11 protein-coding genes are annotated in these 13,347 nt (G+C 66.5%); 1 reads left to right on the forward strand and 10 read right to left on the reverse strand.

What is annotated here, in order from left to right:
• Window positions 1–155: 155 nt before the first annotated feature.
• The 5 genes from FYJ68_RS05880 to FYJ68_RS05900 all read right to left on the reverse strand — a co-directional run bounded on the left by FYJ68_RS05880 (window position 156) and on the right by FYJ68_RS05900 (window position 6,763).
• Window positions 156–2,108, reverse strand: a complete 1,953-nt coding sequence (locus FYJ68_RS05880) for a DUF4012 domain-containing protein (protein ID WP_154434974.1) — start codon at window positions 2,106–2,108, stop codon at window positions 156–158.
• 141 nt (window positions 2,109–2,249) lie between these two features.
• On the reverse strand, window positions 2,250–4,136 hold the full coding sequence (locus FYJ68_RS05885) for an ABC transporter ATP-binding protein (RefSeq protein WP_154434976.1): 1,887 nt from the start codon (window positions 4,134–4,136) through the stop codon (window positions 2,250–2,252).
• The gene (locus FYJ68_RS05890; protein ID WP_154434978.1) at window positions 4,126–5,946 is read right to left on the reverse strand and encodes an ABC transporter ATP-binding protein; all 1,821 of its coding nucleotides are present in this window, start codon (window positions 5,944–5,946) and stop codon (window positions 4,126–4,128) included. Before FYJ68_RS05890 ends, FYJ68_RS05885 begins: the two co-directional genes overlap by 11 nt.
• Window positions 5,943–6,413: a MarR family winged helix-turn-helix transcriptional regulator gene (locus FYJ68_RS05895; protein WP_229772068.1), complete on the reverse strand. Its 471-nt coding sequence runs from the start codon at window positions 6,411–6,413 to the stop codon at window positions 5,943–5,945. Before FYJ68_RS05895 ends, FYJ68_RS05890 begins: the two co-directional genes overlap by 4 nt.
• 95 nt (window positions 6,414–6,508) lie before the next feature.
• Complete coding sequence (locus FYJ68_RS05900) at window positions 6,509–6,763, reverse strand: hypothetical protein (RefSeq protein WP_154434982.1); 255 nt, start codon at window positions 6,761–6,763, stop codon at window positions 6,509–6,511.
• A gap of 66 nt (window positions 6,764–6,829) precedes the next feature.
• Between FYJ68_RS05900 and FYJ68_RS05905 the strand changes: the two genes are divergently transcribed.
• Window positions 6,830–7,459, forward strand: coding sequence for an SOS response-associated peptidase family protein (locus FYJ68_RS05905; protein ID WP_154434984.1), 630 nt, complete (start codon window positions 6,830–6,832; stop codon window positions 7,457–7,459).
• Window positions 7,460–8,639: 1,180 nt separating this feature from the next.
• Here FYJ68_RS05905 and FYJ68_RS05910 read toward each other — a convergent pair.
• Genes FYJ68_RS05910 through FYJ68_RS05930 form a run of 5 tightly spaced genes read right to left on the reverse strand, consistent with a single transcriptional unit; the run spans window position 8,640 to window position 13,339 of the window.
• A complete protein-coding gene (locus FYJ68_RS05910; protein ID WP_154434986.1) occupies window positions 8,640–9,656 on the reverse strand; it encodes an acyltransferase in 1,017 nt (338 codons plus the stop codon).
• Between the two features lie 11 nt (window positions 9,657–9,667).
• Complete coding sequence (locus tag FYJ68_RS05915; RefSeq protein ID WP_154434988.1) at window positions 9,668–10,594, reverse strand: ribokinase; 927 nt, start codon at window positions 10,592–10,594, stop codon at window positions 9,668–9,670.
• A gap of 16 nt (window positions 10,595–10,610) precedes the next feature.
• Complete coding sequence (locus tag FYJ68_RS05920; protein ID WP_154434990.1) at window positions 10,611–11,402, reverse strand: type 1 glutamine amidotransferase; 792 nt, start codon at window positions 11,400–11,402, stop codon at window positions 10,611–10,613.
• Window positions 11,395–12,747, reverse strand: a complete 1,353-nt coding sequence (locus FYJ68_RS05925; RefSeq protein WP_154434992.1) for a Mur ligase family protein — start codon at window positions 12,745–12,747, stop codon at window positions 11,395–11,397. The genes FYJ68_RS05920 and FYJ68_RS05925 overlap by 8 nt, the downstream gene beginning before the upstream one ends.
• Window position 12,748: 1 nt before the next feature.
• Complete coding sequence (locus FYJ68_RS05930) at window positions 12,749–13,339, reverse strand: Asp23/Gls24 family envelope stress response protein (RefSeq protein WP_154434994.1); 591 nt, start codon at window positions 13,337–13,339, stop codon at window positions 12,749–12,751.
• Window positions 13,340–13,347: the final 8 nt, after the last annotated feature.

Here is a 13,347-nt window from a genome sequence, read left to right on the forward strand (position 1 = left end):
GGCCCCATGGCCCAGGAATCGCCCCCAACGGACGCACGCAGCCCCTGAGCCACCTGCGCGCACGGCAGAGGGGCGCGGGGCTGACGCCTCCCGACGCCGTCCCACGCCCCTCACAGGCGCTCGCCGTACTGGACCCCGTGGCCCGTCCCTCTCCCCTACTGCTGCAGGCTCACGTTGCCCAGCGGCGTCTGGTCCACGGTGAGGTCGCCGGTGGCCTCCTTTGGCACCGTGACCGTGTACTTGAGGGTGGCGGACTGCTGCGCGTCGAGGCTCAGCGACTGCCGCACGCCCGCATGCCCGTACAGCATGATGGCATCGCCCGAGGTGGCGCCGTTGAGGGTCACGTCCGTGATGTTGCCGCCCGCGGGGGCAATCAGGAAGCAGTTGATGATCATGGTGCTGACATCGGCCTTTGCCGGGTTGCCGCCCGAGATGTAGGCGGGTGCGGACTTTGCCTCGTCCTCGGTGATGGTGTTGCCGACCGTGGTGGTCACCTGATAGCTCACGGTGCCGTCGGAATTGGTCGTCGCCTGGCCCACCTCGGTCTTGGTCGAGAGATACCAGTCCATCTTGGCCCAGGTGTCGTCGTTGAAGTAGACTCCCAGCACGGGATTGGAGGTGTCGCCCGAGACCTCGCCGGCAAGGCCCGCCTTCTCGATCGCCTTCTCCTGATCAGAGTCGGCCATCCACACCTGCAGGCGACGCTCCGAGGCGGAGGAGTCGATGACCTCTGCGAGGTTGCTGGCGCCCGCCTTGCCCAGGTTGCCCATCACCTGCTTGAATGCGGCACCGGCGACCTCGGCAAAGAACGCGTCCTCGGAGGCGTTGTCGTTGCCGTAGCGCCAGTACACCTTGCTCAGCAGCTCCTCGGCGGCGTTGGAGCCGTCCACCACCGTTCCGTCACTGGCGGTGACCCCGCCCGTGAGCTTGAGCAGGCTCTGAAGGAACACCGGGTCAACCGCGATGGTGCCGTCCACGTGGGTCCCCACGTAGGCCTCGTAGGCCTGCGCGAGAAGGTCGCCGGCGCGCTCGAAGTTGGGGGTGGAGTTGAGGTTGCCGGGGCTCACGCCCATGGCGGCGCCAAACGTGACCGCCTCGTCCTCGGTGAGCTGGAACTCCTTGCCGCGTTGGCCCACGATCGTGGTGAAGTCGCCCACGCTGATCTGGCCGTCGGTCACGGTGATGATCCCCATCGAGCCCGGGAACCCGCCCGTTGCGCGGATCTCGGAGTTGTTCTGCGCCACGAGGAGGTAGGTCTTGGTCTGGCCGCCGTCACCCAGCATCGTGGGCAGGTACGGGGCCAGGTCGCTCAGCCTGGACACCACCGAGTTGGCCGTGTCGATCTTGTCCTTGGCCTTGTCGATGGCGGAGGCGAGCTGGCTCACGTGCGCCTGGGGAAAGCCATCGACGGTCTGTGCCGACCTCTGGAGCGCGGGCGCCGCCTGGTCGAGGACGCCCACCAGCGCCTTGACGCCATCGACGTTGACCGAGCCATCGGAGACGAGCGCCTTGAGGTCGGTCGACTCCGCGTTGGAGGCGAGCGGAGACAGCACGTTGTCCGAGAGGTCCACGAGGACGCCCGCCAGGCTCCTCGCAGTGGTCACGTCCTGGCCGTACGAGGGCACGAGGGAGGCAATCGTCCACTGCGGGCCGGAGAGCGCCGACTGCACGCCTTGGGCGGAGTCGCTCGCCGTGGAGGCCGCCTCCTTGAGCGCGGACGAGTCGCCGTTGGAGACGGCGTCCCTGGCCTGCTCAAGCGCCGCGACCGCTTGCTCGGCGTCCGCCTTCGCGGTCCTAGCGGTGAGCGCCAGCGACGCGCCAAGGGCAACGACGAGCGCGACGATCACGCACGCCACGATCGCCACCACGCGACGGCGGTGGTGCCCGTGGGGATGGCGCCCGTGCCCCCTCCCCCTCGGCTCGTCAGACCCGCCGGTGGGGTTGGGAAGGAACCAGTTTGCCGGGGGCTTCTCGCCCGCGCCGCCGTCCCCCATTCCCGCGACGGGGGCATCGACACGAGCGTCATCTGGCTCGGAGCCACTGGGGACGGAGACGTGCCTGCCCTCGTCCTCGCGGCTCTCCCCTGCATTAGAAAAGTGCTTGCCCATGACCAGCCAATCGTGTTGCGCGAATACGACAAAATGGCGGGGGACGAATCCCCCGCCAGCCTTCCACGACTCTTCAGCTTAGGACTTCTTGGCCAATCTGTCTTTGCGGTGTGGACAACACCATCCAAACATGGCAACCCCCTACGCAAACTGGCTTTGGTACAGCTCCGCGTAGGCACCGCCTGCCGCCAGGAGCTGGGCGTGGCTTCCCTGCTCCACGATGGTGCCGTGGTCCATCACCAGGATGAGGTCGGCGTCCACGATGGTCGAGAGCCTGTGGGCGATGACAAAGCTGGTGCGGCCCTCCATCGCCGTCTCCATGGCGTGGACGATCGCCTGCTCCGTGCGGGTATCCACGCTCGAGGTCGCCTCGTCCAGGATGAGGATCGCCGGATCCACGAGCATGGCGCGCGCTATGGTGAGCAGTTGGCGCTGGCCCTGGCTTATCTCCTCCGCCTCGTTGGAGAGCATGGTCTGGTACCCCTTGGGCAGCGTGTGCACGAAGAAGTCCACGTGCGCCGCCTTTGCCGCCGCCACGACCTCGTCGTGCGTGGCACCGGGCCTGCCGTACGCGATGTTCTGTTCTATGGTCCCCTCGAACAGCCAGCTGTCCTGCAGGACCATGCCAAACTGGGCGCGCAGGTCGGAGCGGGCCATACGCCGGGTGTCCACGCCGTCGATGGTGATTCGGCCGCCATCCACCTCGTAGAATCGCATGAGCAGGTTGACGAGGGTGGTCTTGCCGGCGCCCGTGGCGCCCACAATCGCGACCTTCTGCCCCGGCTCCGCCACAAACGAGACATCGCGCATGAGCGGGCGATCGGGCGAGTAGCCAAAGCGAACGTGCTCGAAGGCGACCCTGCCGCGGACGGGGCTCGCCGGGAGCTCGGGCTCCGCCGGGTCGGGCTCGACCTCGTCCTCGTCCAGCAGGGCAAACACGCGCTCAGCGGCTGCAAGCGCCCCCTGCAGCATGTTCACCGTGAGCGAGAGCTGCGTGAGCGGCTCGGTTGCCTGAGTCACGTACTGAAAGAAGGCCTGGAACACGCCGACCGAGAGCCTTCCGGCGATGAGCATGGACCCCGCCATCAGGCCCACGACCACCTGGCACAGCCGCGTGAGAAAGCGGATGGCGGGGCTGATGGCGTTGGTCACGAAGTCCGCCTGGGCGCTCGTACGTGCGAGGTCCTCCGAGCAGGCGCGGATGTCGTCCAGGCTGTCGCCCTCCCGGCCAAACGCCTTGATCACCGCACGGCCGCTGTACGCCTCCTCCACCTTGCCCGTAAGGGTCCCCAGCGCCTCCTGGCGCCGTGACGCGATGGAGAGCGTGCGCGCCGCGACGACCTTGGTGAGGAGGGCGGACGCCGCCGCAAAGCAGCAGAACACCAGGGTAAGCACCACGCTGTACCTGGCCATCATCACGACGGCGCCCACGAGCGTGACGGCCGAGATGATCAGCTGCATCACGCCGCGCTGCAGCACCTCGGACACCTTGTCCAGGTCGTTGGTGGCGCGGCTGATGGTGTCACCAGGTTGGTGGCGGTCGTAGTACGAGAGCGGCAGGCGTCCCAGCTTGGCCGAGATGAGCCCGCGAAGGCGGAGGTTGAGCCTCTCCGCAAAGCTCGACATCACGAAGGACTGCACGCTGTAGAAGGCCCACGACACGGTCCAGAGGGAGAAGAACGTCAGGATCTGCCTGCCGCCGTTCTCCATGGTCACCACGTAGTCCCTGCCCTGGGCAAAGGACTCCTGCACGTTCCTCCACACCAGGTCGACCACGTAGGCGCTGTAGGCGGGCGCAGCGAGGCTAAACGCAACGTACAGCACCGTCGCAATGGCGGACACCACGAGCCTCCAGCGGATGCCCCGGGCGCTCTCCCACAGGCGGCGCGCCGTCCCCATGGCGTCCGAGGGAACCTCGGAGTCGCCCTCCGCGCCCCCATCGGCGGGAGCGGCGCCGACCCGCTCGCCCTCGATGCCGTCGGGTGCCTTCCGCAGCGCGGCTGCCTTGTCCCTCTCGTCACTCGCCATCTGCCTCGCCCCCCTCCATCTGCTGCGACTCCACGATTGCCCGGTATGTCGGACATGTCCTTACCAGCTCGTCGTGCTTGCCCACGCCCGCCAGGCGGCCCTCGTCCAGAACAACGATCTGGTCGGCGCCGCGGATCGTACTCACCCGCTGGGCGATGAGCAGCGTCGCCGCCCCTTCCAGCTCGCCCGAGAGGGCGTGCCTCAGCGCCGCGTCCGTCTTGAAGTCGAGCGCCGAGAACGAGTCGTCGAACACGTACAGGTCGGCCTTGCGCACCAGAGCGCGGGCGATCGCCAGGCGCTGCCGCTGGCCGCCCGAGAAGTTGGTGCCTCCCTGCGACACGCGGGCGTCCAGCCCATCCGGGAGCTCGTGCACAAACGACGCCTGGGCCACGTCCAGGGCGTGCCACAGCCGCTCGTCCGTCGCCTTGGTGTCCCCGTCACGCAGGTTCTGGGCGATGGTGCCCGAGAACAGCCACGCTCGCTGCGGAACGTACGAGATGCGGTCCCTCAGCTCGTGCTGCGACACGTCTCGCACGTCCCTGCCCAGGAACAGCAGCCTGCCACCCGTGGCGTCGTGGAAGCGCAGGAGCATCTTGGCGATGGTCGACTTGCCGGAGCCGGTGTTGCCGATGACCGCGGTGACCTCGCCCCTCCGGAGCGCGAAGTCCAGATTGTGCAGGGTGTCCTCGTCCGCGTCGCCAAAGCGGAAGCTGACGTGGTCAAAGCGGGCGACCTCCGCCGGAACGTCATCACCAGACGGCAGCTCTGCCGGGACTTCCGGATCCAGGATCACGGGCGTTGCCGAGAGGACCTGGGCGGCACGGGACAGGCAGGCAAGGCCGCGTGGCATCTGCAGGATCGCGAACTGCGCCATCATCATGAAGAACATGATGAGCATGGCGTACTCGATGAGCGCCGAGATGGAGCCTATCTGCATGGCGTGCGCCCCCACCCGGTCGGCGCCAACCCACAGGATGGTGGACTCGACCACGTTCATGAGGAAGAACGTGGCGCAGTCGCAGGTGGAGAAGACCAGATTCACCCGGATGGCACGGTCCGCATACGACTCGAAGGTGGAGTCGAGCCGCTCGCGTTCGCGCGACTCCCTCCCAAAGGCACGGATGACGCGCACGCCCGTGATGTACTCTCGCAGGCGCACGTTCATGCGGTCGATGAACGACTGCAGCATCACGAAGATGGGGGCGGACCTCCACACCGCCAGCCCAAAGATCACCAGGATCACGAGGGTGACAGCCACCAGGAGACGGCCCATCACGGGGTCGACGCCAAAGGCGAGCAGGATCGCCACCACGCACGTGACGGGGACCGGCCCCATCATGATGAACCCCATGAGCAGCATCTGCTGCACCACGTTGGCGTCCGAGAGCGTGCGCGTGATCATGGACCCCGTGCCAAACTGCTCGAAGTCCGAGTGTGCGAGCTCGAGCGACTTCTGGTACACCCTCACGCGCAGGTCCCTGCCCACGTTGGCGGCAAACTTGGATGCCAGGTAGTAGGAGGCAATGCAGCCGCCCGACCCCACGACGGCGGCGACGAGCATGGAGACCCCATGCCCCGCCAGGGCGTCGGCGTCACGAGCCGCGATGGCGGTGTTCACGAGCGCCGCGAGCTCGGTGGGGATGTACAGCATGCCCACGATGTCGCAGAGCAGCGTGACCACCATGCCGGCGACGAGCCACTTGTACGGGGCAACCAGCTCGCGGAACAGCGCGAGTGCCGCCCTCCTGCCCTCGCGGCCGATGGAGGCGGTTGCGACCTCCGCCTCCACGTCCCTCTCCCCCGCGCTCATCGGGCATCGACCTCCCCTAGGGCGTCGAACTCGTCCGACACCGCCGCGGCGAACTCCCCCACCAGGCGGACGAGCTCCGAGCGGTCCCTCTCCGCGAGCCTCTCGAACGCACGCTGCTCCGCAGCAAGGGCGGGCTCAACGCGCTCTGCCGAGAAGGCTCGGCCGGCATCGGTGAGGAGGGCGACCTTGTTCTTCCTGCTTCCCGGCTCAAATTCCAGGCTCACGAGGCCTTTTGACTCAAGCGAGCGCAGAGCCGAGTTGGCTGTCTGGGGCCGGATCGACAGGTCCTCCACGAGGCTGCGAACCGAGGCGCTGCCCCCTCCCACAACCACGCCGTACAGCACCCAGTACGCAGACTCCGAGAGCCCGCAGCTGCGCGCGAACCGATAGTAGAGCTTGTCCGTCTCCCTATAGATGCAGTCGAGGTCGCGCACGGTGCAGCCCGCGCGACCTCCATTGGCGCCCACGCCCATCTCACGCTCCGTTGATACGAGTTCGGATGATTTCTCGCAAAACGATACGGAGGCGAGACGGGCGTGTCAACTGAGGGCTGGAGGAGGGGCTACCCCCTGACCACGACCGTGCCGTCCTCGCGCACCTCGACCTGGTTGCCGTCGCGCACGCTCTCAAGGAACTCGTCGCCCAGGCCGTCCACCACGACCATGGGGTGAGACGTCCAGTTGCGGGCGAGGAAGGCCCCCGCCGCGGCAAGGGCGTCGTGGATGCGGTGCGCCCACGAGACCAGCTGCTCCAGCGAGCATACTAACCAACATTCGAGTTCGTAAGTGTTTAAGGATGGTTGCCGAGGGTCATCCATGGGGCCGTTGCGACGCCCTGTGACGCGACGTCGTACGATGGTGGCGACGAGCGAAGGGAGACGCGCATGTGCCACCGCATGAACCCCCTCACCATGGACGAGGTGCGCAGGATCTGTGAGGAGCTGCGGGAGGGCGGTAGGGCGAGTGCACCCAGCCAGCCCACGCGAACCCCCGACGCCTATCCCGGCACGCAGCTGCCACTCCTGGTTCCGGGTAAGGGCGGGGAGCTGGAGCCGACACTTCTCACCTGGGGCTTCGCGCTTCCCGGACGAGACGGACTCGTGTTCAACACCCGCCTCGAGACCGCCCTGGAGCAGACGCGCGCCGGCCGCGGCATGTGGGCGGGCCCAATGACAGAGGGGCGGTGCCTCGTCCCCGTGCACGGGTTCTACGAGTCGTGGACCCAGCCCAACGCTCCCGCACGGAAGGGAGATGCGCCCGGAGGGAAGGGTCGCAAGAGCAGGAGGCAGGTCCTCTTTCGCCTAGACGGGCACCCCGTGTTCCTTATGGCCTGCGTGCGGACGGAGGACCGGTTCTCCGTGGTCACCACGGTTCCCAACTCAACGGTGTTCCCGGTGCACAACCGCATGCCCCTCGTGCTGGGACGGGGAGAGTCGCAGCGCTGGCTCAACGGCGACTTTGCCGGGCTGGCAAACCGGGGCTCGATCAAGCTCACGTCCGAATTGGAGAGTTGAGAGTAAACGCCCACTCTGTTGTCTCGCTTCCCCATGGCGCAGAAAGCCTCGCGTGAGCACCTTCCCCTGGGAGCAATGGTCGGGGCCTCTGCGTTTCCGCAGTTGGCAACATATCAATCGCTGAACGTTATCAGCAGCAAACTCCCGAAGTGAGCACTTTCCCGCAGGGCAGCCCCCAGGAACCGGGACAGATTGACGCTTTCCCAGTTAAGAGGGGCCAGCGGAGATGCCATCCCCCCAATCCATGGCAGCAAACTCCCGAAGTAAGCACTCACATCGGGCTTCCGTTGCCATGGTTCACGCCTTGGCACCAGACCAAGACCATCCAGAAGAGCTCAGAGGAGGGCAGTGGTCACAATCCACTGGTCTCGGCTGCGGGAACATGTCCCTTTCCTCTCTTTGACCTCGGAGCCCTTCGCTCCGCGCCGAGGCTAGAGCCCAATGTTCTCTTTGGCGGGCGAACGTCTGCGAAAGGGCCCATTGAGGGGATGGAAGGGGGCAGGGCAGGATAACACGCCCCTGCAATCCGCGGCAGGGATTCCGGTGCTCCGATGCGAGGGCAGGCCGCACGTGCTAGGACATCCAGGGCGTCTTCCGAATGGCGATTCCGAGCTGCTGCTGTCGGAGACCCGCAACGGTATGACCCCCTGTCGGAAACCGCATGCCGTGTGTACACGCGGGAGAGACTTTCTGACAGCGTCAGTATCCCCGACGTCTCACCAACAGGGACAACACAATGGAAGGAAGGACCTCCGTCAGAAACCTCGTGGTGTGTGTACACACGGGACGAACTTTCTGACATCAAGAGGGTCTGGAGGGATAATCCTGTCATCAATCCCGCAGAGCGTGTACACATGGGGTGCGCTTTTTGACAAGGACGCAGTCCAGATGCGACTCCATAAGGGGCAACGCGCCGCTGAAGAATATCCCATGTCAGAAATCACGTACCGCGTGTACACACGAGATGGACTTTCTGGCATGAGGAGTCACCGATGCATGCGAGGTCTACCCGTCTCGTCGGGGACGCACCCTCCCCTTCTTTTACCTTGAAGACCCTCCGGCTGACGATTGGATACGAGCCCTCGCCTCGGTGGGTCGTCAGGGGGCATTGCCCGCACGGCTGGTCCGAGCCCACCAAGCTGGGGCCGACCGCGCTCATGAGGAGCGAGGGCCGAACCCGTTAGATCTTTCCCCTGAAGAGCGGGATGCGACGTACGAGCCACGTGATTGCGATCGAGCCCAGGACGCCGGTCACGAAGATCGCGACCTGCACCAGCGGAAACGGCCACTCCATGGGATGCCCCAGCAGGATGATCACATGCCCGAACAGCGGGTGGATAACGTAGATGCCAAAGCTGTAGTCTGCCAGCAGGGCCACGACCGGGTGCGTCTCCACGGGACGGTCGAGCCAGCGCTTGAGTGCGAGAAACACCATCGCCGCATAGGGCAGCATGAAGGCATGCTCGGGCAGCACGACCCCGGCACCCGCATCGTCGGGCAGCGCGTAGAGCACCATGCAGGCCACAACAGAGACGAGACCAGCTGCCACGACGCCACGACTCAGCCGGCCATAGCGGTGAAGCCAGTATCCTGCCAGGTAGTAGACGAGCGCGTACGGCAGCGAGGAGAGGTACACGAAGTACTCTCCGCTCAGCACGTTCACGGTGTGGACCACGCAGTGCATGGCCCACAGCCCCACGATCACCCAGCCGAGCTCCCTCCTGGAGGCTCCCGCGACGAACGGCCTCACCAGCGGGGTCAGGAGGTAAAGGTCGATGAGGGCGTACAGGAACCAAAGGTGATCCCAGGTGTCACCCGAGAGAAGAGCGACCACGGCGGCGCCCAGCTGGGCAAGCCCCAGGGCGTGGTCGTCGAAGGCCTGCTCCATGAGGCAGAAGGCAAGGCCAAAGGTGAGGAGCACGAGGGCGAGGCGCCACACGTGCCTCCCGACCTTGCGCCACCCCATCTGCCGCTCCGGATCGAGCAACAAGGCACCCGAGATCATGAAGAACACCGGGACCGCCCAGCGCGTGAGGGGGACAAGGATCTCCGCCTCCACGAACAGGGACGTGGCATGGGCGTCCGAGAGGGACTGTGACAGCGCGCACGCGACCTGCACGTGCAACGCAACGATGGCCAGGGCGCCAAGCGCCCTGGCCCACTCGAAGTACCCTATCTTCCCCTGCGACGACGCCACGAGACCGAGGACTACGCCTGCTCGCGCATCTTGACGAACTCCTCGACCTCATCCCAGCGAGGCATGGTCTCCTGCGCCCCAACGCGGGTGATGCAGATGGCTGCCGCCGCGGAGGCGTACTTCATGGACTCCTCGAGGGTGCCGTCAAAGGCGAGGTGCGCGACCAGCTCGCCCACGTAGGCGTCTCCCGCCGCGGTGGTGTCGACAACCGAGACGTGATAGGCGGGAACCTTGACCAGCTTGCCGTCGATCACAGTCGCGGAGCCCTGCGAGCCCAGCGTGATGACCGTGCTGCCCACGCCGCGCTCGCCAAACCAGTCGATCGCCTCCTTGATCGAGCCATCGTTCATCGGCGCGATTCCGCAGATGGAACGGCACTCGGTCGCGTTGACGCACAGGAGGTCGAGCGAGGGGTACAGGTCGAGCGGCAGCGACTGCACGGGGGACGCGTTGAGCACCGTGTACAGCTCGTTGCGCTTGGCGCACTTGATGGACTCGAACGTGGCGTCGGGGTCGCAGCCCAGCTGGGCAAGGAAGATGTTCCCGCGCTGGCCAAGCCCGTGGATGGCGGCTCGGACCTCGGCGTAGGTCATCTTGTAGTTGGCGCCGGGATCGGTGACGATGGTCTTGTCCCCCTTGGCACGCGTGATCAGGGCGACGCCCGTCGCGGCGCGGCGCGTGATGCTGACGTTCATGGGAGAGACGCCGTGCTTCGTGAGCGCGGCGACGATCTGGCGGCCGTACTGGTCGTCTCCCACCTTGCCCACCATGAAGGTGTCGGCGCCCATGCGGGCACACTCAACGGCCTGGCAGGTGCCCTTGCCGCCGGGGGTCATGAGAAGGCCCCCTCCCGTGATGGTCTCCCCCCTCTTGGGGAAGTCGTCGCACTCGACTGAGATGTCCATGTTGAGGCTGCCGAAAACGATAACCTTTGCCATCCTGGTCCTCCTTGCCCTACTGCGTCTCGATGTCCCCGCTCATCATCCGATCGTACATCGCCTGGTTTGCCGCAAGCTCCTCCGTGTCGTCGAGAGGCTCGAGCGAGCCGTCCCCGTACCTGCGCTCCAGCGCGCGCGACAGCAGGTAGTCCGCCACGCCCGGGTTCTTGGGGAGCAGCGGCCCGTGCACGTAGGTGCCCACGACGTTCTTGTACAGGCAGCCCTCGAACCCCGAGGTGCCGTCGTTCCCGTTTCCGTACGCGACGCGCCCGAGCGGCTCCACGCCGTCGCCCAGGTAGGTGCGCCCGCCGTGGTTCTCGTAGCCCACGATGACGTGGGGGCAGATGCGGCTCTTGACCGCAACGTTGCCAATCAGTCGCGGAGTCCCCCGCTCGGTGCGGAGGTCGACGAGCGAGAGGCCAGGGAGCTTCTCGTCCCCCATGGCGTAGCTCTCGCCCAGCAGCTGGTAGCCGCCGCACACGGCTGCGAGCACGCCGCCGTCCTCCACAAACGCTGCGAGCTCGTTGCGCACACCCAGGAGCTTCTCGCACACGATCCTCTGCTCGCGGTCGGTCCCGCCCCCAATGAACACCAGGTCCACGTTGGAGAAGGACGGGGTGTCGTCCACGTGGACCTCCATCACGTCGGCGCCGAGCCCACGCCACTCCAGGCGCTTGCGCAGCACCAGGATGTTGCCCGAGTCACCGTAGAGGTTGAGGAGCTCGGGGTACAGGTGCGCGATGCGGACCCTGCGCCCGCTCGATGCGCCTCTTGTGGCGTCTGCCCTTGTGACCTCAGCGCTAGGCATCCTTGCCCCCCAGTCTCTCGAGCTCGGCCTTGGTGGGGAAGAGCGCCGAGTAGTTTGTGAGCACGTACAGCGGGTGCGAGGTGGGGATGTCGCCCATCCTGCCCAGCGCCTCCGCCACGGAGCGCGCGATGGATGCGTCGATGCCCGCGTACTTCAGGCGCACCTGGACGTCGCCGGCTCGCGTGCCACCCGCAAAGACCCTGAGCCCGGGGCGTCCCACGAGCCTCTCGAAGTCCACGTCCCAGATCCACGAGACGTCCGTGCCGTCGTTGGGGTGGTCGTTCACCAGGATGAAGACGCCCTTCTCGCGCGGGTCCTCCTCCATCAGGCTGATGTTCTGGTTGAGGCCGGTGGGGTTCTTGGCCAGGTTGAGCACGACCTCCCTGCCGCCAATCTGGAAGTGCTGCAGGCGGCCGTTCTGCGGGTGGTAGTCGTCAAGGGCCCGCTGGAACGTCTGCGCGTCCACGCCGGCGAGCGACGCCGCCGCGTAGGCCGCAAGCAGGTTGTAGACCATGTAGATGCCACCGAAGTTGGCGGAGACCCTAACGGGCGCCTTCTCTCCCCTGCGCGTTACGTCAAACGAGACGCCCGTGCGGTCCGCCTTGACGCCCGTTGCCACAAAGTCGAGCTCCGGGCGCTGGAAGTCGCCGTTGGGGCACCGGAACGATCCAAGCTGCGCGTAGCTGCGGTAGTCGTACTCAAGCTCGGCGCCGCAGCGCTGGCAGAAGCGGGCCTCGGGCACGCGGTCGGGCCGCTGGTGCAGGTCCTCCCCTATGCCAAACGCGAGGACCTTGGTCCCCGCGGCAGCAGCCCGATAGGCGACCCCAACGCACAGCGGGTCGTCGCCGTCGACAACGAGCGTGGTATTGGGCGAAGCCGCCAGCGCACGCACGATGGTGTCCTGCACGCGGTCAATCTCGCCCGCACGGTCCAGCTGGTCGCGAAAGAGGTTGAGGAGGACCAGATACGTGGGCTTGAGCGCCGGGAGGATGTCGATGGTGGAGAGCTCGTCCGCCTCCATCACCGCCCAGTCAGCCGACGACCCGGGAAGGAGCGCCGAGGTGACCCCCGGGGCCATGTTGGCACCCACGCGGTTGCAGAGGACGGAGTTGCCCGCCGCCTCCACCGCAGATGCCAGCACGTTGTTGGTGGTGGTCTTGCCGTTGGTGCCGCACACCACGATGGAGCCGCACCGGAGCTTGCCGGCGAGCTCGCCCATAAGACCGGGATCGATAGCGAGGGCGACCCTGCCCGGCAGCTGCGAGGCGCTGCGGTGCAGCACGCTCCCCAGCGCCCAGTGGGTGAACCTGCCCGCCCCGGTTGCGACGGCGCTTCTCAGCCCCATGCTACTCTCCGTCTGCCTGCGGTTTGGCGTCCGCCTCGTCGCCAGCGGTGGAGACGCCCTGCTCCTCGTGCTTGCCCTGCTCGTACTCCTCGGGCGTGAGGACGTCCTCGATCCTAAGGTTGACGCCCGCGACCTCCAGCCCCGTCATGCCCGTGACCTGCTTGACCACGGTACGCTTGACGTCTTCGAAGACCTTGGGCGCATAGGCGCCGTACTCCATGAGGACCGAGATGTTGACCTTGACCGCCGAGTCCGGAGTGACCTCCACGGTGACGCCCTTGCGGGGGTCCGTGGCGCCAAAGGCGTCCTGCACGCGGTTGAGCCAGCCGCCCTTCATGCCGATGACACCGGGGACGTCGCGCATCGCGATGGCGACGATCTTCTCGATGACGCCGTTGGAGAAGGTGAGCGAGTCCTCCGAGTCAAGGTCCTCGTCACCCTCGGGGTCGCGCGAGACGATGTCAACGCCGTGCTCCCCCGAGTCGCCCGCCGTCCCGTCCGACGCGGTCGCGTCGGTGGGCAGCGCCTCGTCGCGAAGGACCTCCTCGGCCGCATCGCCCTTCGCGGCGACCGTGTTCTTGTCTTCAGCCATGTGGACCC

Source organism: Olsenella porci, from assembly GCF_009695875.1.
GTDB classification, from domain to species: domain Bacteria; phylum Actinomycetota; class Coriobacteriia; order Coriobacteriales; family Atopobiaceae; genus Olsenella_H; species Olsenella_H porci.